Origin of the sequence: Halobacillus litoralis (assembly GCF_009856415.1) — a bacterium.
Classification (GTDB): Bacteria; Bacillota; Bacilli; order Bacillales; family Halobacillaceae; genus Halobacillus; species Halobacillus litoralis_C.
Genome location: NZ_WMEZ01000008.1, coordinates 133,866 through 156,311, shown reverse-complemented (window position 1 = coordinate 156,311; position 22,446 = coordinate 133,866). Strand labels below are relative to the sequence as shown.

21 protein-coding genes are annotated in these 22,446 nt (G+C 46.1%); 9 read left to right on the top strand and 12 right to left on the bottom strand.

Going from position 1 to position 22,446, the window contains the following annotated elements:
• Positions 1–254: 254 nt before the first annotated feature.
• Together asnB and GLV98_RS17010 are read right to left on the bottom strand one after the other, a co-directional pair.
• Positions 255–2,096, bottom strand: a complete 1,842-nt coding sequence (gene asnB, locus GLV98_RS17015; RefSeq protein WP_160917258.1) for an asparagine synthase (glutamine-hydrolyzing) — start codon at positions 2,094–2,096, stop codon at positions 255–257.
• A gap of 960 nt (positions 2,097–3,056) precedes the next feature.
• Entirely contained in the window at positions 3,057–3,416 is a 360-nt protein-coding gene (locus GLV98_RS17010) for a YisL family protein (protein WP_160917257.1), read from the bottom strand.
• 162 nt (positions 3,417–3,578) lie between these two features.
• Here GLV98_RS17010 and GLV98_RS17005 point away from each other — a divergent pair, with 162 nt between their 5' ends.
• The gene (locus GLV98_RS17005; RefSeq protein ID WP_160917256.1) at positions 3,579–4,775 is read left to right on the top strand and encodes an ornithine--oxo-acid transaminase; all 1,197 of its coding nucleotides are present in this window, start codon (positions 3,579–3,581) and stop codon (positions 4,773–4,775) included.
• 41 nt (positions 4,776–4,816) lie between these two features.
• Here the strand turns inward: GLV98_RS17005 and GLV98_RS17000 are convergent, their stop codons facing one another.
• Genes GLV98_RS17000 through GLV98_RS16990 form a run of 3 tightly spaced genes read right to left on the bottom strand, consistent with a single transcriptional unit; the run spans position 4,817 to position 7,725 of the window.
• The gene (locus GLV98_RS17000; protein ID WP_160917255.1) at positions 4,817–5,320 is read right to left on the bottom strand and encodes a GDYXXLXY domain-containing protein; all 504 of its coding nucleotides are present in this window, start codon (positions 5,318–5,320) and stop codon (positions 4,817–4,819) included.
• Positions 5,317–6,516 carry a DUF2157 domain-containing protein gene (locus GLV98_RS16995; protein ID WP_160917254.1) on the bottom strand — a complete coding sequence of 400 codons (1,200 nt, stop codon included), beginning with the start codon at positions 6,514–6,516 and terminating at the stop codon, positions 5,317–5,319. The genes GLV98_RS17000 and GLV98_RS16995 overlap by 4 nt, the downstream gene beginning before the upstream one ends.
• 18 nt (positions 6,517–6,534) lie before the next feature.
• Complete coding sequence (locus tag GLV98_RS16990) at positions 6,535–7,725, bottom strand: DUF418 domain-containing protein (RefSeq protein WP_160917253.1); 1,191 nt, start codon at positions 7,723–7,725, stop codon at positions 6,535–6,537.
• Positions 7,726–7,812: 87 nt separating this feature from the next.
• On the opposite strand from GLV98_RS16990, the gene GLV98_RS16985 reads away from it, so the two are divergent.
• The 6 genes from GLV98_RS16985 (at position 7,813) to GLV98_RS16960 (ending at position 9,736) form a co-directional block, all read left to right on the top strand.
• Positions 7,813–8,034 (top strand): spore germination protein, encoded by a 222-nt coding sequence (locus GLV98_RS16985; protein ID WP_160917252.1) that lies wholly within the window; start codon positions 7,813–7,815, stop codon positions 8,032–8,034.
• A gap of 11 nt (positions 8,035–8,045) precedes the next feature.
• Positions 8,046–8,273: a spore germination protein GerPB gene (locus tag GLV98_RS16980; protein WP_089654243.1), complete on the top strand. Its 228-nt coding sequence runs from the start codon at positions 8,046–8,048 to the stop codon at positions 8,271–8,273.
• Positions 8,274–8,317: 44 nt separating this feature from the next.
• Positions 8,318–8,872, top strand: a complete 555-nt coding sequence (gene gerPC / locus GLV98_RS16975; protein WP_160917251.1) for a spore germination protein GerPC — start codon at positions 8,318–8,320, stop codon at positions 8,870–8,872.
• Positions 8,869–9,093: a spore gernimation protein GerPD gene (locus GLV98_RS16970; protein WP_160917250.1), complete on the top strand. Its 225-nt coding sequence runs from the start codon at positions 8,869–8,871 to the stop codon at positions 9,091–9,093. The genes gerPC and GLV98_RS16970 overlap by 4 nt, the downstream gene beginning before the upstream one ends.
• A complete protein-coding gene (locus GLV98_RS16965) occupies positions 9,053–9,454 on the top strand; it encodes a spore germination protein GerPE (protein WP_237417174.1) in 402 nt (133 codons plus the stop codon). Before GLV98_RS16970 ends, GLV98_RS16965 begins: the two co-directional genes overlap by 41 nt.
• A gap of 63 nt (positions 9,455–9,517) precedes the next feature.
• Positions 9,518–9,736 (top strand): spore germination protein, encoded by a 219-nt coding sequence (locus GLV98_RS16960; RefSeq protein WP_160917249.1) that lies wholly within the window; start codon positions 9,518–9,520, stop codon positions 9,734–9,736.
• Between the two features lie 181 nt (positions 9,737–9,917).
• Here GLV98_RS16960 and GLV98_RS16955 read toward each other — a convergent pair whose 3' ends face one another.
• From GLV98_RS16955 to GLV98_RS16935, 5 genes are all read right to left on the bottom strand, one after another.
• A complete protein-coding gene (locus GLV98_RS16955) occupies positions 9,918–10,205 on the bottom strand; it encodes an HNH endonuclease (protein ID WP_160917248.1) in 288 nt (95 codons plus the stop codon).
• The gene (addA, locus tag GLV98_RS16950; protein WP_160917247.1) at positions 10,189–13,908 is read right to left on the bottom strand and encodes a helicase-exonuclease AddAB subunit AddA; all 3,720 of its coding nucleotides are present in this window, start codon (positions 13,906–13,908) and stop codon (positions 10,189–10,191) included. Before addA ends, GLV98_RS16955 begins: the two co-directional genes overlap by 17 nt.
• Entirely contained in the window at positions 13,908–17,408 is a 3,501-nt protein-coding gene (addB, locus tag GLV98_RS16945) for a helicase-exonuclease AddAB subunit AddB (protein ID WP_160917246.1), read from the bottom strand. The genes addA and addB overlap by 1 nt, the downstream gene beginning before the upstream one ends.
• A 447-nt stretch (positions 17,409–17,855) precedes the next feature.
• Positions 17,856–18,392, bottom strand: a complete 537-nt coding sequence (lepB, locus tag GLV98_RS16940) for a signal peptidase I (protein ID WP_160917245.1) — start codon at positions 18,390–18,392, stop codon at positions 17,856–17,858.
• Positions 18,393–18,446: 54 nt separating this feature from the next.
• Positions 18,447–19,094 (bottom strand): TVP38/TMEM64 family protein, encoded by a 648-nt coding sequence (locus GLV98_RS16935; protein ID WP_115824097.1) that lies wholly within the window; start codon positions 19,092–19,094, stop codon positions 18,447–18,449.
• 211 nt (positions 19,095–19,305) lie between these two features.
• On the opposite strand from GLV98_RS16935, the gene GLV98_RS16930 reads away from it, so the two are divergent.
• Positions 19,306–19,722 (top strand): hypothetical protein, encoded by a 417-nt coding sequence (locus GLV98_RS16930; protein WP_160917244.1) that lies wholly within the window; start codon positions 19,306–19,308, stop codon positions 19,720–19,722.
• Here the strand turns inward: GLV98_RS16930 and GLV98_RS16925 are convergent.
• Positions 19,643–20,170 carry a competence protein ComK gene (locus GLV98_RS16925; RefSeq protein ID WP_160917243.1) on the bottom strand — a complete coding sequence of 176 codons (528 nt, stop codon included), beginning with the start codon at positions 20,168–20,170 and terminating at the stop codon, positions 19,643–19,645. The two genes, GLV98_RS16930 and GLV98_RS16925, sit on opposite strands and share 80 nt — an antisense overlap.
• A gap of 307 nt (positions 20,171–20,477) precedes the next feature.
• On the opposite strand from GLV98_RS16925, the gene GLV98_RS16920 reads away from it, so the two are divergent.
• Complete coding sequence (locus GLV98_RS16920) at positions 20,478–20,924, top strand: DUF3939 domain-containing protein (RefSeq protein ID WP_160917242.1); 447 nt, start codon at positions 20,478–20,480, stop codon at positions 20,922–20,924.
• On the opposite strand, the gene GLV98_RS16915 is transcribed toward GLV98_RS16920, so the two are convergent.
• Complete coding sequence (locus tag GLV98_RS16915) at positions 20,925–21,671, bottom strand: SDR family NAD(P)-dependent oxidoreductase (protein ID WP_160917290.1); 747 nt, start codon at positions 21,669–21,671, stop codon at positions 20,925–20,927. It abuts the gene before it with no gap.
• Between the last annotated feature and the right edge of the window lie 775 nt (positions 21,672–22,446).

Genomic DNA, 22,446 nt, shown 5'->3' with positions numbered 1-22,446 from the left:
TGTTTATTGAGTGGATGGGGCTGCGGGGAATGACTCGCTTTCCGCGGGAATGGATTGGCTGGCAAGACCCCACAGGACGAAGTCCGAGGAGGCTTGCCGTCATCCCCGCAGGAAAGCGAGTAGCTTCCCAGCCACCCCTAACTCCCATTATGGTAAACGAAACCCGAAAGCATCTCGAAACTGAGCCTTCAAGAATAGGGAGCTTATGTGGGTTCGGGAGAAATAAAAAAACCGCCCTTGCTCGGGCGGTTTGGTTAAAAGGTGACTTTGTAGGTTCTGAGCCAGTGGTCAATCTGGCAAAGATGAGCAATGAGCTGCGGCCCCGTCATAAGCTGACCAAACCAAGGTGTATCAATCGACTTCCCTTCCGAATCATTTAGTTTCCGGACTTGATCACGATCAAAAATATCAAACAAAGGCGCATTCGGATCTGCAAGTGTCTCTTCCATCCACGTACAAACAGCTTTTGTATAGTCAGGATGGAATGTTTTCGGATACGGGTTCTTTTTACGGAAAAGTACTTTATCTGGTAAAATCCCTCGAAGTGCCTGACGCAGGAGTCCTTTCTCCTGATCATTATGAAACTTCATGCTCCATGGCACATTCCATACATATTCAACGAGACGATGGTCGCTGAATGGTACACGGACCTCAAGGCTCGCTCCCATACTCATCCGGTCTTTTCGCTCGAGTAAGGTCTGCATAAACCAGTTCATGTTTAAATATGACATTTGTCTGTGTTTCTTACTATCTTCATCTTCACCTGTAAGCAGCGGTGTTTCTGCAACAGTCTCCTGATATCGCTTCAACATGTACCATTCAATATCAATATCCCCTTTTAAATCTTGACGGACAAGAGTAACCCTCTCATTGAGGGAGCGGATCCAAGGGAAGCCTTTTCTTTCTTTATCTTCTTTTCGGTAAAACCAAGGATACCCTCCAAAAATTTCATCCGCACATTCACCCGAAAGGGCAACGGTCACATGGTTTTTAATTTCCTCACAGAACCATAATAAAGAGGAATCCACATCCGCCATCCCGGGCAGATCCCGTAGTTCCACGGCCCGCTTCAAACGCGAAACAAGGTCCTCCGTCCTCGCTTCCATGACGGAGTGTTTGGTTTGATTTTGTGCACTGACAAGATTGATGAACGCCTCATCGCGATCTGGTTGGAAGGCATTCTTTTTGAAAAATTTCTCTTGATCTTTATAGTCGATGGAAAACGTCTGCAGCGCGCCCAACTGATCTTGTTTATATTTTTCAGCGGCCACGGCCGTAATGGCACTTGAATCGACGCCTCCAGATAAAAATGTACCAAGTTTCACGTCAGATACGAGTTGGCGCTGGGAGGCATCCATAAATAGTTCGCGTACGCGTGCAACCGTCTTATCAAATGAATCTTCATGAGGAGCACTTTTTACGTTCCAATACCTGTCGATTTTCAGTTTCCCATTTTCAAAGACAGCTCGATGCCCGGGGCGAATTTCATTGATTTCTTGGAAGATCCCCTCTCCTGGAGTTCTCGATGGCCCTAAAGATAAAAGTTCATGGAGACCATCGCTGTCCACTGCAGATGTAACTTCGGGATGGGCTAATAAGGCTTTCATTTCAGAGGCAAACATGACTCCGTCACCTCTATCACTGTAAAAAAGCGGCTTAACTCCCAAGCGGTCACGGGCTAGAAAAAGCCGTTCACGGTTTTTCTCCCAGACACTGAACGCAAAGATTCCATTCATATAGTCGACACATGCGGTTCCCCATTCCATGTAGCTAACGAGCACCACTTCGGTATCTGAATGGGATTGGAACGTCCATCCTTTTGCCTTCAACAGGTCTCTGACATCGTCTGTATTGTAAAGCTCACCATTATAGCATAAAATGTATTCTTCATCCCTGGCCTTGCGGATCATCGGTTGTTTACCTCCGGCAGGGTCTACAACAATTAAACGTTGGTGACCGAACGCAGCCGGGCCCTCGACCCATTTCTGGTAATCATCAGGTCCGCGGTGCTGCAACGTGTTTGCCATTTGATCCAATATCGAAGCCTTTTCCTTTGTTTTATGTGCTGCATCGATCCATCCGACAATTCCACACATCTAGCCTCACCATCCTTTTTCAGTACGAAATGCGCAAGTCACGCTCCAGCGCTGGATTTTTACATAAAAAAACCATCATGACTCACTATATGATGGCATCGTTCCCCTTATGAAACCCTCCAGCACTATTAAAGATAATGGCAGGATTGTGTAAGACTTGATTTCGAGACTTTTGTTTGAGTTTAGGGGCTCCGGGAAAAGGTTCGCTTTCCGTGGGCGAGTGATGAGCCTCCTCGAGCTAACGCTTTGCGGGGTCTCATCTACCACGCACTTCCCACAGGAGTCTCACCTTTTCCCTCCGCCCCTTTGCCATATGTGGTTCTCGAAATCCTTCTTATAGTAACCTGCCCAGTTGTGTTGTGAAATCCTGCTTAATCTGAGTCGGTATAGGATTCTTAACTACAAAAGCTCTTAATACTGGAAGGTAGTTTCGAGAATGTCTTACGAAAAGTGGGCGTGGGGAAACGGTGAGACTCCTAGCTTAAGTGTGAAGGCGCCTTGGTCAGCGGCGTATGGACTGGACTGAGCTGCGGAGATAAAGGAAACACGAAGAGCGTAGCGATTCGATATTGACTTATCGTACAGAAGCGAGGGAAGTCTCACTAGCCGCTAGGCGCCGGAACCGGATAGCTAAGAGGAAAAAAGTTCATGGTGAGACCCCGCAGGACGCAGTTAAAGTCCGAGGAGGCTCACCGCGCTCCCGCGGAAAGCGAGCTATTCCCCTCCGCCCCCATCCACTCAACGAAAGTCTCGAAACTGAGCAGAAAAGGGAGCTTTTATGGAAGAGAGAAAAAATGAAAAAATGTGTTGACATATATAGTGAGAATGATTATCATTGTAATTGATAATAGTTATCACCGTTATCCCCCCCAAATAACGGACGAACATCAGACACATAAACACAGCCCCCTTTTTTCGATATTAAAAAGCTGCATGCGATCGCCGCATGCAGCTTTATTTTTATGCTGGCAGAATTCCAGCTGGTAAGAAACCAAACCCAAGAATAATCGCGATGATCCCAGCGATGACAAGCTGAGCCCACCAGATGCCTGTTGGTTTCTTTTTCTTATATTTGACGGCAACCATTTCCATGGAAGCGATGGTCCATAGACCGACGAGCAGTTTAATGATTACAAGCGGGCCATATTCGGCGTAGCTTGCAAAAAGTGAACCACCGGAATAAAGAATAAGCAAATAAAAAAGACGAAGAATCATGTGAGAGATTTTTGCCGCTTTTTCACTGCCTTTACGGATGAACATGGTTACAAGACCGACAAGTACGAATGCGATGACCCATGAAGTAATATGTAAGTGCGCCATATTTTGTTATCCTCCTTTTCATATGAATCTACGAATTATGATACCACGACTGATCTGTATATTCCTATCATTTTGATGCCGGAGTCATTTTCTAAATTATAAGAAAATAAAGAGCAAACCTGTTATAATGATGAAAGACTGAAATGAAAATGGAGGGATTGCATGTCTGTAATTAGTAGTCAAAACATTATTGATCAAACGCAGGAATATGGTGCGAAGAACTATCACCCACTCCCGATCGTCATCGCTAAAGCGGAAGGTGTATGGGTAGAGGATCCTGAGGGAAATCGTTATATGGATATGTTAAGCGCTTACTCTGCCGTCAACCAGGGGCATCGTCACCCGAAAATCATTCAGGCGCTGACCGATCAGGCGAACCGTGTAACCTTGACTTCCCGCGCCTTTCACAATGACCAGCTTGGTCCTTGGTATGAAAAAATTTGTAAGCTGACGAATAAAGAAATGGCTCTTCCGATGAACACGGGAGCTGAGGCTGTCGAAACGGCCATCAAAGCGGCAAGACGCTGGGCTTATGATGTGAAAAAAGTGGAAGAGGACAAAGCGGAAATCATCGCCTGTACAGGAAACTTCCACGGCCGGACCATGACCGCTGTTTCCCTTTCTTCTGAGAAAGAATACAAACGTGGCTTCGGACCAATGCTTCCAGGCATTAAACTCGTTCCATATGGAGATATTGAGGCTCTGAAAGAAGCGATCACAGAAAATACGGCTGGTTTCATGCTTGAGCCAATCCAAGGAGAAGCCGGCATCGTTATGCCACCGGAAGGCTTCCTTAAAGAAGCGTATGACGTTTGTAAAGAAAACAATGTCTTGTTCATTGCTGACGAAATCCAAGCAGGTCTTGGACGTAGTGGTAAGATGTTTGCATGCGATTGGGAAAATGTCAGTCCAGACATGCTGATTCTCGGTAAAGCTCTCGGCGGTGGCGTCTTCCCGATCTCCTGTGTGGTTGCAAATCGGGAAGTCCTCGGTGTCTTCAACCCAGGCTCCCATGGTTCCACATTCGGTGGTAACCCACTTGCCTGCGCCGTTTCAGTCGCATCCCTTGAAGTGATTGAAGAAGAAAAACTGGCAGAACGTTCGCTTGAACTTGGAAACTATATGATGCAGGAGCTTAAATCGATCAACAACCCGAAAATCAAAGAGGTGCGCGGAAAAGGTCTCTTTATCGGTGTCGAAATGACAGAACCTGCCCGCAAATATTGTGAGGAGTTAAAGGAAAAAGGACTGCTCTGTAAAGAAACGCATGAAAATGTGATTCGCTTTGCTCCCCCTCTCGTGATTGACCAGGATGACCTGGACTGGGCCATCAGTCAAATCAAAGCAGTTTTAAGTTAAGTATGAAAAAAGACGGCAGACCTAAAGGGCTGCCGTCTTTCTTATTTAAGAGAAGCGATTTTCTTTTGTTTCCAGGGGGCCAGAACGACCTCTACCTCCTGTTCTTCTCTCCGCTCCCAAAACGTTCCTGTATTTTCTTCAATGTAATACCTTCCAAGGCCGATATCCACTTGGTATCGTTGGAGTGAAGGATCAGACCATTGATACTTAGAAGAAAGAACCACTTGATTGCTTTCTGTTTCCGGCCATAAGGTGGAGGCTTCTACAAGCTCGTAGATTTCCTCGTCATTTTCCTCGAGCAGCAAAAACACTTTTTCTCCTCGATTTAAAGGTTCTTCAACCAACCATTTCTCTTCAGGAATTTGTTCGATGGCATAGTCCAGCGTTACATAATCCCCGTAGAAAGGATCACGTGGATCCACAGGGGCCGTCTTTAGAGTAATCGTCTGTCCCCAGATATCCATCGCATAATAGGAGGCAGACATGAGAAGAAGAAACAGGAGCTGCAGAGAGACAAGTCCATAAAACCACCAGCGCTTCTTCATTTCTCTTCCCCTCCTTTATGGATGGTGCGCCGTTTTTTCTCTAGGAAGTAACTGAGTACAAATAATAAAATGCCGCCGATCAAGAAGAACAAAGAACGATCCATGAAATCCCAGGCGAGCTGAAAGTAGGCAATAAAAGTAGTCAGCAGGAAAGCGACCGTCCCTTTGTTGACCCACCTTGACACTTCCTGTTGATAACCTGAGACCAACCACAGCAGGGAATAAAGAAACAAGATGAGCAGGGAAAGCATATCTCCAGATTCAAAACGGAAAACCGGGACAAACAACAGCAAATCAATCCAGTAGTAGTTGGTCGAACTCATGGCCGACCTTACCACAGAAAAGAAGAACAAAATGGCCCAGGCAAGGAAGAAATAAAGCGAAGACTCCGTCAGTTCACCGACATATTCGTTTCCAAGGAAAAAAACCTGCAAAACCAGCATGGTAAAAACCGACAGGATGCTCAGCGTCTTAAATATCCGCACATTCCCTTTTTCGAGTAAGAAATCCTCCACAACATACAAGAGTAAGAAAAACGCAATCAACCAATAGTAGGGCATGCCTTCACTGAATACGAGAATGACAGCATGAAGCGTGTAACTCGCGCCAAATGCAGCTAATTGAGTCACTTTCCGTGAACGCAACACGAACCATCCCAATCCGAGAATGAACAGAAGGCCAAGCCATATGTGAAAATGCTGAAAAACAAGTCCGCTGTACAGCTGTCCGACCGTCATAATCCCAAGTGTGGCGTAAAAAAATAAATCGTCTTTAAAAATGAGAAACAAACCAAAGGCCACAATCGACCATAAAAAGAATGGAAACGCACTATAGGATGTATAGTGATACATTTGACCAACTAGGAAAATACTGGAACCAAAGATCAGAAGAGCAATCAGGATGAGGCTGATTCCGACCCGTTTAGATTTTTTCCTGTACACCCAATCCCCGCACAAATAAAAGACCGTCAGTGAAGTCAGAAGAATCACCATTCTTCCGAGATCCGTCAAATATGACCAGTTTGAAGCAACGAAAGTCAAAAACGCAAGACCTATGAAAAGAGCTGCAAAAGTGAGCAGCACTGGCTTATTCTGCTTTTTAGAGTAGCGTTCCAGCAATTGTTCACGTTGACCTTCACTGATAATTGCTTCTTCTACCCACTTCCTACTTTCTTTAACGAGGTGATCACGATTCATGACATCTGCCTCCTTCTCTTATGAAGCGGCCTCACTTTTTCTCTTCAATGGCTGCTTCTTCCCGTACGTCAACGTCCGCCATAACCATTCCAACGGACCATACCGGAACTTTTTCAACCAAGCCTTGCTCACAAAGACTTGAACAGTAAAGATAACCAGGACGATGATTAAACTTCCTATCGGTGGGACGGTACCGTATAACCCAAAACCGACGGTATAAAAAAGAATAAAGCTGATCAATGACTGCAGAATGTAATTAGATAAAGACATCCGGCCGACCCATGTTAAAGGATGAACGATACGGGCACCAATTGATGTCTTGAACAATAGAGTAATAGATAAGACATAAAAAATAGCGGACGCTGAACCACCGATGCTATCCTGAGCCAGCTGAAACCACTCCGGGCTTCCGAAAAGATGTGGTCCTGCTTTGAAAATGAGAAACAATATTCCTGTCAACACCCATACAGTTTTAATGGAACGCAAATGGTGATCCGGTTTATGAAGCCACCGCTTGCGGCAAAAATACATGCCGAATAAAAACATAGGAATTAAACTCAGAGCGAGAAATGGAAGATTTCCCCATTGATTGGCATATACCCAATCCGCTAAGTTTTGACGCCAGATATCAACGAGAGACCCACTCCCATAGTTCACCAAGGCTTCCTGAATCGCCGGCCGGTTAACGATGCCCTGAACCTGTTCTCTGACCATGTACAGTGAAAAGGTCAGTGGCAGCACAAGGAATGCAAGCATCCCGAACGCCCAGCCTATCAGGGCTTTATCATTCACATTGAAAAATGCCAACAGCACTATACCCATCACTCCGTAGGAAAGCAGAATATCCCCATGCCAGATCAGAAAAGCATGAACGAGACCGAATCCAGTAAGTACAAGGAGACGTCTGAAAATGACACGCTGATACGATATCTGCTTTTCAACGAGACGATCTTTCATCATTTGGATACCAAAACCGAACATAAAGGAAAACAACGTATAGAAACTGGCTTGGAAAAAAATATCAATAAAATTTTGCACGGTATGACTGAGAGGCGATGGCCAAAATTCCGCGGCACCACCATACAAAAAATATGGAGCGTTAAACGCAGGTACATTGACCATGAAGATTCCGAGAATCGCGAGCCCTCTGGCCGCATCGATCCAGTCGAGCCGTTCCGATTCACGAAGAGGTGAACCTTTCCTTTTCATATGTATTCCCCCTATGATAGTTATTTTACTTTTCTTACGTCATTTAGACAATGAAGTTTCATAAACTGTAGAAAGGAGTTTTTCGTTATGCCAGCAAAAGTCGGAGCCGTTAAAGTAATTTCTCTCTCGTCTTCGAGCATTTTCAATATCGGTGATGTGTACAATATGGCTCCATATGCTTCTGCAAAGACCTTTGCTGGGGGTGGATCTTTTAACACGGGCGACGGCATACGAATCAGGCTGAACCGGGCAGATACGTTTGTCAACGATTCAGAAGCCATTGATCAGCCGATCGTCAATAATGCCTAGGAGGTTTATCTATGAATCTCACAGTTCATCAATCCATCTATATCCATTTCCTGCGTATCGGTACAGTGGCAAATTCCTCTGTTGTACAAATTGGAAGTTCAGGAGTCATCCAGGCAAAAGCTGATCTCTATAACTCAGGAGGATACGTCGAGCCTGCACCGGAAGCCCAGCCACAGGATGGTGAAATTCTCATACCAGAACCTGGCGCTGGCACGCTTGTTCCACTTTCCATAACATAGATGTCCCCCTTTTTTCATAAAGATAGGATAGGGGGTGAGCGGACTTGAACCAATATCAATCCTGGCAGTCATGGATCCAGCAAATGATGAATCAAATGGAACAACAGCAGAAAATGATCAATCAATTGCAAAAGAAAATCGACGAGCTTCAATCGGTCGAACACCCACCGAGGACGGTTATTGAGAAAATTGAATACAAATTTGATCAACTGAAAATCGAGACGCTCGAAGGAACCCTGCAGATTGGCCTTACTCCAAACGGATCCGACTTGTCAGAAATCGGGGATCTATACAGCAATCAGAATAAACAAATACCTCAAACCGATGATCAGGCCCTACATTTCCTGCAGGAGTATATGACATCTGACGTTCCTGGGTGGATGAACCACTATGTACGGGATCACGATATCCAAGTGAGTGATAAACATAAAGAACGAATGATCGCAGATATTCGGAAACAACTGCCTCAGCGCCTTGAATTTTATCGAAACGAGAATCCAGAAGCACCGCCAGAAACCCTGTTCCATCAAATTCAAACGGAAATTCAACACTCCATTGCCCAGTATTTCGAAACTTTTGAAGGAGATGGTGAGGAATGAACCATATTGTCCACAACTACGGCCTGCATGTCGGAAATATCCGCGTGACGGGCGTTTCCGGTTCTTCATTGTTCTTGATCGGCGACAATAAGACGGTTCGCTTACATTCTTTTTTTGATACGCCTCCAGAATCACTCATTGTCAGGACTCAGGATGAGGTTGTTGAAGAAGCTAATGCCAATGTTGATCGTAAAGGAAGCGGAAACGAACAAGATGATTAAGCGGATGGTTTATGTAGAGGAGATCGAAACCCAATCTTTAGCTATAGGATCCGTCATGGAAATTGGAGACGTTCACCGGGCCGCTCCCTATTCCAGGATCTTAGCGGTACAAAAAGAAGGCGGCGTAAAATCCGATGTTTACGATTTTGACGACTACTCTATTTTTTCATTGAAAAGCACACCACCCCTCTCCCCTATTCAAATCAACTCATTCACTTACCACCATCGCCCGATACAGGTTGATCAAGTACGCGTAATCGGTGTATCGACGGCAGGGATTTTTCAAGTCGGCGGGGTGGATCATGTCGACGCAACTAACTATACGAAACACTTTCGCGTTCTCGAGAATGAAGAACAATAACTGCCCATCATGCATACCTTAAAACTATAATGCTTGAATCGCACCAAAAAGGAGGCGATTGCGATGCCGGCTATTGTCGGACCTATTAGTATTAACAGCGTCGGTGGTGGTGTAGTTAACTTCGGAGATTCTTTCTATCTGTCCCCTAAATCTTCAGGCAAAACGAATGCCGGGTCGGGAGCTTTGAACACAGGAAACTGGATTATTACAAACAACGGACTCAGCTCTACGAACCCATTTGATCCAGACGTTGCTGATCAAAATATTACTGCAAATGCTTAGATGTACGGAAGCGCCCTTGTTCCTCAGGGTGCTTTTTTGTTCTTTCGTTTGCCGTTTGGAGTTAAGTCACTTTCCTTCGGCGTTCGGGCACTTTCCCACGATCGAGCACTCGTGTCGATAGATTAGGAAGTTAAATAGCCCCTTATCAAAAAAAGAAGCCGGACGTGTGTGTCCGGCTTCTTCATTTTTTCTTTCTTCGATTCGATTTTCTTGTCGTTATTTTTTTCTCCGGGTCCTGCTTTTTCACCCACCGTAAATACTTCTGCATATCCGGGTGGTCTTTCAAACGTTCGACACTATGATAAAAAGCGGCCAGTTCTTCATTTGTAAATAATGCATGAATCTGGCGGTGACAGGCATTGCACAGCATCGCCGTCGGTCCTTCTACGCCCCCGTATTGTTTCGGAATCAAGTGATGTTCTGTCGTCTTGACCGGCGAGCGGGAACATAGATCACAGGTCTCTCCCATGTGTATCGACCTCCACCATGAAGGATCCTTCAAAGAAATACAAACAACTCTTTCGGACAGGCTGTTTCCAAATCTTTTCGAGCGCGGTTTGGTACAAACTCAATTGTGTTCGGTACCTGTCCGCCAATTTAGATGCTGCATCCTCTGCACCTTCAGGAATCGCATCCGATTTATAATCCAGGATCATCCATCCGTCTTCATATGGAATCATAGCGTCAATGACCCCCTGGATGAAGACTTGCTCTTCTGTCGCTTCTTCCCAGTCTGCGTAAACTTCATCGGCAGGCAAAGTCAGACTGAATGGAACTTCGCGTTCAATCTGATCCGTTTGCAATACATACGCCCCTATATCGGTTTCGAAAAAATCAGCAACGGCTTTGAAATCAATCACATCCGCTTCTTCGCGCCGAAGCACTTCTTTTAGAACCAGGTGCTCCACGTACTCCTCCACTTCGCCGCTCGTCCATTTTTTTGTGAAAGGCAGGTGTTGCATGACGGTGTGCATCGCTGTTCCGCGTTCTGCTGCCGTCAGCTGTTTTTCCTCCTGCATGAAACGAGGACGTTTCACGATTGGTGCGCGATAAGGGACGAGCAGCTGGTCGCTGGAGTATTCGTCCTTCGTCTCACGCTGACGTTTGATTTCTGTCACAGTCTGCTTGGCTCTGGTATAAGCCGCTTTGACATGTGGGTACACAAAGTCAAGCCGCTTCACATAAGCTTCATCCACTACTTCAAGGACCTCGACCGGTTTCCAACCCTCAACCGCCTGCTGCAGCTGTTCATCCCGTTTTTCTTTCACTTCATCAAGAACACTAAATTCACTTCCGTGAGCAATGTGGACCCGCCACTGAGATTCATCATAGTGAATTTCTTCAGCCGTCATCACTTCCACGTCACCCCGAAGATCTGACGTGTGCTGGTGACGAATTAACGCAGGACCCACCCAATCGAGGTAAGATTTCGCCTCCAGGCGATCGTGTGGTGGAAGGACCCAGTCACGGGCTTCCACAAAGTTCTGCCACTTCTCCTGTTTCTTTTCAAAAGAAGCAACATTACCGACCATGACCAGTTTCTCCTTCGCTCTTGTCAATGCTACGTACAACACTCTCATTTCTTCCGCTAGAAGTTCCCGACGTTTGGCTTCTTTCAATGCGTGATAAGCAAGCGTCGGGTACATGAGCCTTTTTTCAGGATTGATATAGCGTGAGCCGAACCCATAATCTTTATGCAGCAAATATCGATTCTTCAAGTCCATCATATTGAACTGCTTGTCCATGGCCCCAAGAATGACGACAGGGAACTCAAGCCCCTTACTCTTGTGAATCGTCATGATCCGGACAACATCTTCCTGCTCACCAAGGGCACGGGCCGCTCCGAGGTCATCCCCTCTTTCTTCCATCCGCTCTATAAAACGAAGAAAGCGGAACAATCCACGGAATGAGGTGGCTTCATAAGAACGGGCACGATCGTACAAAGCTCTCAAGTTTGCCTGTCGCTGACGCCCACCCGGCATTCCACCGACAAAGTCGTAGTAGCCTGTTTCACGGAAAATGTCCCAAATGAGTTCAGATAAAGCTCCTTGACGCGCCTGTTCGCGGAAACTTTTTAACAAACCCAGGAACTCATCCACTTTACGGCCCAGCTCATCTTTCGCCACATAAGCCTGCATGGCTTCGTAATAGGTCGCCCGCTTCTTCGCAAGACGAATTTGTGCAAGCTCATCTTCATCAAGACCAACAATCGGCGATTTGAGTACAGATGCGAGCGGGATATCCTGCATTGGGTTATCGATAACCTTGAGCAGGCTGAGCATCACTTTGATTTCAATCGCTTCGAAATACCCTGTGGAGAGCTCTGCATAAATTGGAATACCTTGCTGTTTCAATTCGTCCACGATGGTGGATGCCCACGTCATCGAACGCATCAGGATGACGATGTCTCTGTATTGTAATGGTCGCTTCGTTCCCGTTTCTTTATCCACGACTTGAATTGGTTCCCCGCCTTCATACCCTAGCCATTTGCGAATCAATCTTCCATAGGCACGGGCTTCAAGCTGGGCTTTTTCTAAATCTTTATAAGCTTCATCCTCGTCACTGTCGCTTTCCTGTGACTCACGGTCGATGAGGAAAAGCTCCGCATCAGCATCATCAGCCGTTAATTCATCATAAATTTTGTTGCTGTAAATGAGCTCCGCGTCCTTCTCATACTCCATCTCACCGACTTCTTCATCAAGCACTTGGCGGAAGATATAATTTGTCGCATCCAGCACTTGTTTTCGGCTACGGAAGTTACGAGCCAGGTCAATCCGCTCGCCATCATTTTCTTCATTTCCGTAAAGCTTGTACTTGTTTAAAAATAAGGAGGGTTCTGCATGCCGGAACCGGTAGATGCTCTGCTTCACATCTCCGACCATAAATAAGTGGCCGGCGTCTTTTCCTTCCGTCAACAGCCGAAGTAACGTTTCCTGTACGAGGTTCGTATCTTGATATTCATCAATCAACACCTCTGAAAACTGCTTTTGGAAACTTTCTGCAACTTGGGAAGGGACAAGATCCACAGGAGTTGCTGTTTCATCCAGTAAAACATGCAGACAATAGTGCTCCAAGTCAGAAAAGTCGACAATTGCTTTCTCTTTTTTCAGCTGCTCGTATCGCTCTTTAAAATCTTTCACAATGACGGCGAGCTGTTCCATGACGGGATGCAAGTCCTGCATATCTTTCAAATAACTTTGCAGCGAACGGGAAAACCATTCATCACGGACCTCATTCCAACGCTTTTTATAACGGTCCCGGATCTTTTTCGCCTGTTCCTTTTTCTCCGCATTACAATCCATCTTCTTACGGGATAACGTGGCAAATTTCTGTCCAGCCATAAAGCTTTGCATCTCTGACCAGGAATGAGCAAGTGCTCCTTTTGCCTGCTGGATCAACTCAAGGTCCGACTCTGCCGTCTCCGCATAAGCATAGGGACCATCCGGTTCACGTGTGAGCTCCATCACTTGCTTCGCTTCTGTTTCCATCGCTTTCAACTGGCTTTTCACTTCCTGTTTCAACAGGTTGAGCCACGGAAGGTCTCTCTCACTTTCGACATCACCCACATTGTACATTTCTACCATTTGATCGATCCACGCATCCGGCCACGGGTTTTGCGTAGCGAATGTGTACAGGTCGAGCACCAATTTCTCTACATCCAGATCACTCCGGTCGCTTGAAAAGCGTTCAACCACATCGAAAAAGCGCTGCTGCTCTTCGCCTTCTTTTCCGTACCAGTCCTCGAACAGCTCTTCCAGCACCTCCTGCTGAATCAAGTCTGATTCAACCGTATCGGCAATCCGGAAACCAGGGTCGAGATCAAGCAAATAGGCATAGCGGCGCACCACTTCCATACAAAACGAGTGAAGCGTGGAGATGGAAGCGTTTTGAAGCAAGGACAGCTGCTTTTTCAAATGGTGGGAGCCTGGGTTTTCTTCTAAAGCCTTCGCCAATGCCTGTCCTACACGGTTCCTCATCTCCTGTGCCGCAGCATTCGTGAACGTCACCACTAGCAAGGAATCGATATCGACTGGATCATCTTTATGAAGAAGCTTCTGAATAATCCGCTCTACCAGAACCGCTGTCTTCCCTGATCCTGCAGCCGCAGCCACGAGGATGTTCGATCCATGAGAATATATGGCCCTCTCCTGTTCTTTTGTCCAACTGACCATTACGCATCCTCCTTCCCTTTCGTCAGTCTCTCCAGAACATCTTCATCCTTCATGTCCTGCAGTTTCCGATAGTTGTGTTCTTCAAGTGTCGGGTCGAACTGACAGACAGATCGGTACGAACAAAATTCACAGGCGACCTGCTGGTTTTTCTGAAACGGATTAAGATCGACAGCTCCATCCGTTATTCTCGTCCCTGCTTCTGTCATCAACCCGCGGATGTACTGTTTCAGTTGTTCGAAACGCTCCGCATCCGCTGTTTTTGAACTCTTATAAAATCCACCCTTCGCTTTTAAAGCGGCAGGCACGATTTGGCTGTATCCTTTTTCAAGACCTGTATCCATCATTTGAACGACACGCTCGTTTTCTAAAAGCAGGCCTTGCATTTTGAATTTCTTGAAAATCTCTTCTTCGATCTGCTCGTCTTGAAGAAGCTGTTTTCCTGTAATCATCGGGTTGTGCACGTGGAAATAAAGCACGCCTCCAGGGGATGCATTCTTTCCAAGCCAATGCTCAGCGTTCGTCAGCACAACATCTAAATAAGCGAGCATCTGCAGCGACAAACCATAAAAGACATCAACAAGACTCAAGCCTTTGCTGCTGGATTTGTAATCAATGATCCTTAAAAATAGATCTTCTTCCGAAAGAGCTTTGTCTACACGGTCGATACGTCCGCGAAGCATGAGTTCATATCCATTCGGCAAGTCAAAGGACAGTGGTGGAAGTTTCGAATCTCCCCCAGTGCCGAAACCAAGTTCCAGACCGACAGGAGAAAATTGACTACTCCTTGCCTGCTCACTGAGGACGAACGTCGCTCGTGCAATGACCTGCTGCAGTTTTTTCTGAATATATTGGTAGCGGTTCGAACTTTTCAAGATTTGATTCTGTAAAATTGGGGCCAGTTCATTGGTCGCTTTTTCTGCATAAAGGTTCGTATCCTGACGTCCCAGTTGAGAAAAGTCACGTCCTTCCGCCTGCACCCATTCCGTAATCTGCTTGAGCGCTTCATGGAAGAGCTGGCCGATATCAGGAGCATCCAACTTGTAAGTCCTTCGTTCCTCAAGCCCCAGGCTGTGCTGGGCGAAATACTGATACGAACAACGATGGTACGTTTCCAGTCGTGAAACACTCGTTTTCACTTGTTTATCAAACAACTGCCCCGTCGTTTCCTTTGAAAGAGATACAGGCTTGTTTTTATAAAAAAGACTCTGCAAAACACGGTTCGTTAATCCATGGGAAGGCTCATGCTCAATATACCAGTTCAACAGCTCCCACCAGACCGGCTGCATCAAATACCCTTTCAAATACCGGGCAAACTGCGAGGTGAGTGCCGACCTCGTCTTCTGCGGATTCGTAATGAACCGCTCCGCATCGTACAAGTCATCAGGATCCTGCAAAAGTACATGCTCCTTCGTATTTGGAAACAATTCCTCAATACGTTGGATGAGCGTCGCAGGAACCTTAGACTTCCCCTCCTCATTACTGAGCGGATAGCTGATCCACAATTGATTTGCAGGCATCGTCAGAGCCAAATACACATAAAAACGGTCATCCAGAAGTTGACGGTTGCTGCCATCCGCAAGCTGAATGCCATGCTCCGCAAGCAAGGAACGTTCCTGTTCAGAAATCATCCCATCACTTGGCGGCTTCATCGGCCACATCCCATCAGTGACACCGAGAAGGAACGATGCTTTGATGCCCGTCATTCTTGAACGGTCGACACTTCCGACGATGACATGATCCATGCTTGGCGGAACGTGGGCGAACGTCAGAGATTCCAAGCCACTGTCGATGGTACTGCGGAAGACTTGGAGCGACATTTTTTCATCACCAGCCATTTCCACCATTTCATCAAGCAGTTGCAGGAAATCATCCCATACTTGGGCCTGTTCACGGCCGCGCTCAATTTCTCCTTTTTCATCATAAAACGTACGCCAGGACTCAAGCAGATCCGGTACGCGCAAACCTTCCAGCCATAAGTAGATGACCCGTGCCCGCTCTTCAATCGTCTTGGCTGCTCTAAGCTCCTCATCAAATGGCTGCAGCGCTTGGCGCACTTGGTCACGGTACGCATTGATCCGCGTTTGTTTCGCTTTTTCTTCATCCGTCTGTGCGGACTGTTCAAATCCACGAAAACGCTGGTAAACCCATGGCTTATCTGAAAACCATTGACTGCGTGCCCGTATGCCGTACTCAAGTACGTAATTTTCCAGTTCATCAATCGCATCTTCATTCAATGGATGGCTGCGGTCTGTCGCTGGAATAAAGCCGGTTTTTAATAGCCTAAAAACAGCATCATAACGGAAATTCCCTTCTATGACATCAAGGCCCGAGCGGACGAGTTCGATCATCGGATGGTTGAGCATCGTCCTTTTTTCATCGATAAACACCGGAATATCATAATCATCAAAGAGTGTTTCAATCAGACTATGGTAAACGTCCGGCTCACGCATCAAGATAGCCATATCCTTATAACGATAGCCTTGATCACGAACGAGATGAAGAATCTCCTGTGCCACCCCTTCGACTTCTGCACGAGGATGAACCGCTTCTGCAATTTGAATCGGTACTCTTCCTTCAAACGGATCTGCTGGCCGTACATCATAATACTTTTCTAAATGTAGAAATGCGGGCTGGTCCTTCATACGACCTGAGGTATGGTCAAGCACCTCCGTATCTTCCAGATGGACGCCTGCTTCTTCAACCACCTTTTTCAGATCAAGGTACGTTTGTTTCGTTTCATGAAAAAGGTCAAGCTCAGGATTCTCTTCTCCCGCCGGTTCCTCTGTCGTCAACGTCACATGAACCGTCTTCACCTTTCTCAAAAGAGTTTCAATGACTTGATACTCCTGAGGTGTAAAGCTGTGGAACCCGTCGATGTACACTTCTGCTCCTTCTAGAAAAGAAGCTTCAGGAATTTTGCTGGCTAGAAGCTGGAGCTGATCCTCACTATCTATGTATTGATCTTTCAGCGCATCAACAAGACGATCATAAATATAGGTCATATCATCCAACTTGTCTCTTAAACCCTGTTCCTGACTCGTGGTGTGAACGAACTGATCAAGCGCGTCCATCTGTGCTTGAAGATCCTCCGGTGTAATGCGGTAACGCTTAAATTCTGTGATCATCCCCTCCAGTTGTTCAATGAATCCCTGCTTCTCAACCGCTTTTTGAAAAACACGCCAATCAGACGTCCGTTCCTCCACAATTTTGCGCAGCATCATTTGAACCCCTGTAGATGTAATGAACTGTTTCGTTCCCCCTCCAGTTTCCTGGAGCACTCTCCAGGCAAGCCGTGAAAAACTGAAGACTTGGGCACGAATCGAGCCTTCCACTCCCTCTCTTTTCAGAAGGCCGTATTCCTGTTGGAAGGTCATCTGGTCCGGAACGATGTAAATGATCGCCGGTCCTCGTGGGTCATCTTTTAACTTTGCTTCTATTTCATTTAAGCAACGTGTACTTTTTCCTGCTCCTGAACGACCGAGCAAAAAACGCAGCCCCATACCGACCGCTCCTTTCTTTCTCATTCTGTTTATATTTTATCATTTTTGAACCGTTTATGATGCTCTCCCGCTCCTCAACAATCGCTCCCTTTACTTGAAGACTCAGTTTCGAGACTTTTGTTGAGTGGATGGGGGTGCGGGGAATAGCCCGCTTTCCGCAGGAGCGCGGTGAGCCTCCTCGGACTGCGTCCTGTGGGGTCTCACCATGCACTTTTTTCCCGCAGGAGTCTCGCCATTCCCCTCCGCCCTTTTGCCCTAAAGCAGCTTTTCAGCATAAGGGAGGTTCTCGTATTCAAACACCCAAGCTAAAGCTACTCGCTTTCCTGTGGGGGAGTGGCAAACGCTCATCCCCAGCAACGAACCCCGAAACATCAGTCTTCCACAATCCTGCCATATTGTTGAATAACGATAGACATAAAAAAAACCGCCCTTAAGGACGGTTGTGTTTTAGAACTGTACGCCTAGTTGATTCATAGGCCAGTAACGTACATCCACTTTTCCGACGACGGTATCTGCGGGTACGAAGCCGAAATATCTACTATCCAGGCTGTCCCTCCTATTATCCCCCATCACGAATAAGTGGCCTTCCGGGACCTTTTGATGTCCCGTCACTTCTTCCAACGTGAAATCTTCTGTAAAAGGCAGTCCATCATTCGGACGGAGTGGGTCAAGGTAACTTTCATCAACGCGTTTACCATTGATATACAACTGATCATCTCGAACAGCGATCTCATCCCCGCTGACTCCTATCACCCGCTTCACATAATCCTCTTCCTCATTTGCATGAAAAACGATCACCTGCTGCCTTCCGATATCCTGCCAATCGTAGACAGCTTTATTGACCATCAATAAATTCCCGTCATAGAGCGTCGGCTCCATTGATTCGCCGTCTACAATGTAGCTTGCGAATAAATAAGAGCGGAACACAAAAGCCAGCAGCAGGGCGAATAGTACCGTTCTGATCGCTCTTTTATATTTTTTCATTGTTTGCGCCTCCAGGTGTTATGCTACAAACATTTTACCCCGGCTGAGACAAACTTAATCCCCGCTGTACGCTTTCTGTTCCGCTTTTATTTGTATTCTCTTTTCGATATACTTCCCAAGCACCCAAAAGAGCAGAATGCAAACGCCGACGACAATAGATTTCACTGGGTTCTGCGCAAACGATGCGATACTCGAACCTACATAGGCAATTGTAAAAATCATGACGGCTTTGCCCAAAAGGACGGCTAGAATGAATTGCTGTCGACTGACATTGGATAACCCAGAAACCACGTTAATGATCGAGGATGGAGAAAAGGGGAAGCACATGAGCAAGAACAATGGGCCAAACCCATGCTCCTCCACCCACTTCGTCACTTTCTTCACTTGCTTTTGCCTTGTAATCTTCTTGAACAAACGCTTATCCCCTAATCGGCGAATAATAAAAAATACGCATAAAGATCCGAAAACAGCCCCAAGCCATGAATAAAGAAATCCTTTGAATAATCCATACACGACAGCATTGGCTAATACAAAGGCGACAAGTGGCAAAATCGGTAAAAACGCTTCGATAAGAGGAAATAGGATGCCCGGGATTGGTCCAAACCGTTCCAATCCTTCCAGTTGCCTGATAATGTAATCAAATAATTGATCATTCTCTGCTAAATGGCGCCATTGGTTGATTTTTTCAAACACTGAATCCATGATGCTGCTCCTTATGTACACTAGTGAACAGTGTATGCTTTTCTTTATTTTATCTGAAATCCCGCTCCATGCCTACCAGTATGTGAGCCCTTATCTAGCATTTCCCCTTCTTGCCACTTTCAACCTTTTTGCAAAACTATCTTGCATACATTGGACCTTTCCGTGGTATAATACAAACAAGAACACTTGTTCGTATTCGGAGGAGAATGACATGAGGTATCTAAAACAAAACGAATTGGATCTCGCTTCCCGCTATTTGTTTTTATCTATGGCCATCACTGTGATTAGGCAGGATCGAAAACACATGGAACAAGGGAAATTCAAAATCAAGGAGCCCTACATGGAGATGCTCGGTAAAATGGAACTGGAAGCGCGAAAGGAACGGAGAGAACTAAGAAAGCAAATGGACCAGATGAAATTGCAGGTGGTTGAATCAGGAAGGAACGATTCATTTACCTCTTTCCTTTTTTTAGCTCATGGATATGAAGAGAAGCGCAACTATTTCAATCCAGCCATCAGAAAAAAAGTGGAAAACATTTTGTTCGAGCTTATGAGAAGGTCTCAGCGATCCGTTCGGCACGATGATCAGCAACCACAGGTGTCGAATGGAAACGGTCCTCAAGAATGACGCGCAAATGAGCGGTTCGCTGCACTTGATTGGCAAACATGCCATCAGAAACGGGAAGATTGACGGTCATACCGTTCGTAAATTGAACCGTCGTCGTTTTATTGGGCTCTCCACGGTAGGAGCGGATATATTTGTGGGCGATCCAGGAGCAGTCTTTTCGTTTCGGGGAGATAATCGGGAAGAAGTAAATGCCCATCGCTTCTGATATGACAATCGGGGGTTTGTGCGTGTAACCGGTCAATTGTTTTGTGCCAGCAATCCGGCCATCAAGGCTGCTTGCAAAGTAACGGCAGGAACGATCAATAAGATCACTTGGACATTTCGAAATGACAAAGCGCTCATCCGTTTCCATAACTTCTGTAATAGCTTGTCCATCCTCATTGTTTGTGGCAATAAGAGCAATGGTCTGAGGATTAATCTCGTATTCTTTTCCATGAACATATGTCATCCACTACAACACCTCTTTCATTTCAAGTGGCGGCAGCTCTACACTCAGGTCGAACCTACCGCTCATCTTCTTTAATTTACCAAATCACCCGACAAAAGTCTAAACATTCTTAAAAAATGTTTCATTTCGACGATTCTGCTATACTACAATTACACCTTTTCTTCTTTCTGCCCTTTGTTTCCTCTCTGCTCTTCACCACGACCAAAGTCAGGATTAAGTAATGTGAAGAAATCGAGTTCAGGCTGAACCGGTTGATCTTTCATTTGAAACACCTCTCAAGCAAAATTTCATTTAGGAGGAATACACCATGTGGAGCCGAAAAAACAAGAAGCCGAAGCTGGAGAAGAAGGATTTATCCATCCACGATGTCCGAAAAGCCGTCCATGCCTATGCAGATGCCAAACCGAAAGATGTTCCTCTGAGTGTGATCATCAAAGAGGACCTTTCCTTGGATTATGAACTTTTAGCCCCCTATTTAAAGGCTGTGCCTATTCAAAACTTCTACATGTCTCGGGAAACCTATGAGTTGTTTGAAGAGCAGGACCGGGACCTTGCGCTGGATATCGATCTCGTTCAACATGCTGTCGACCAGTATATGAAACAGACCCAGGAGCTCCCTGTCATAGATGATGACCCATACAAACGGATAAGTTATTATAAGCTCGAAAATCACCATTTGTTACAACGCAGACCAGAACGTGACTTTTATCTTACAAAAGAAGAATTTATGATCACCTACAAAAAGCCTAAATGATCATCGATCAGCCGTCCCTAACGTCATCCCACCATCTACAACGATTTCCGTTCCCGTACAATAAGAACTATCGTCAGAAGCAAGGAAAGCAATAGCTTTAGCTATTTCCCGGGGCTGCCCGATCCTACCGAGAGGGATCGAATCATAAAATTCCGGGACCCCTTTTCCCTCTGTTGCCATCTCGGTCTCCACTCCACCTGGGTGGACCATATTGATACGAACCCCTGAGGGTCCGAGTTCAATAGCTGCAGCTTTCGACATCGCCACCACAGACGCTTTCGTTGCTGCGTATGCAGATGACTGGCTAATCGGAGCGAAAGAAGAAATCGATAAGTTATTCACGATGGAACCCTTTCCCTGTTCAATCATATAAGGGATGGCTGCCTGCATTCCGAAAAAGACCCCCAGCTGATTTACTTGGATTAATTGCTCATACTCCTCCGTTTTCATCTCTATAAAAGGCTTTCGGATCAAAAGCCCAGCATTATTGACAAGTACATCCAACCGACCGAATTTCTTAACGATCTCAGCTGTGGCAGCCATCCATTCCTCATTCTTCGTTACATCCAACTGTACAGCAAATGCTTCTGAAGACCCTGTGGATGCCACCACCTCTTCAGCATGGTGGACATTTCGTGCTCCAAACGCCACCGATGCTCCAAGAGACAATAAATATTCTGCAATGGCCTTTCCCTGTCCACGATTTGCCCCAGTCACCAACACGACCTGACCATCTAATTTTCCCATCATCATTAAGCTCCCTTCCATTCATCATTCCGTTATTTTAAACCCAATCAGCCATGCTCATACACTTAAATCCGCCTCTCGCACCCCAACACTTGTTATTAAAGTAAATGGCAGGATTGTTGAAGACTCAGTTTCGAGATGTTTATTGAGTGGATGGGGCTACGGGGAATAGCTCGCTTTCCGCGGGAGCGCGATGAGCCTCCTCAGGCTGACGCCTTGCGGGGTCTCACCTAGCACTCTTTTCCCGCAGGAGTCTCGCCATTCCCCTCCGCCCCTTTGCTATATAATAGTCTCGAAACCACCTCCGGAATAAACAGCTATTTAGTTTGATTGAAGTATAAGATTAAAACTCCCATCCCCGGGTACTTAAACTCTGAAAGCTTGATACAGAGCCTTTTATGCTTTTAACAATCGGGATAGCAGAAGACAATCCCACTTGGAAAGGGGTTCGTTTTTCACAAAAAGAATGGGGTGGTTGGGAAGCTGCGAGACTCCCGTGGGAGAAAGGAGATAGGCGAGATCCCGCAGGACGTAGTCCGAGGAAGCTCGCCACTCCCCCACAGGAAAGCGAGTAGCTTCCCAACCAACCCTAACGCCCAACACGGCAACGAACCCCGATACATCTCGAAACTGAGTCTTCCACAATCGGGAGCTTATATTTAAGAGGCTAGATAAAAAAAGGACCCATGCTCACGTGAGCATGGGCCAAAAGAGACGACTGGTTAACTTTTGAGTGAGGGAATAAATTGTTGGAAAAGTTCTTTTGAGAGGAAAG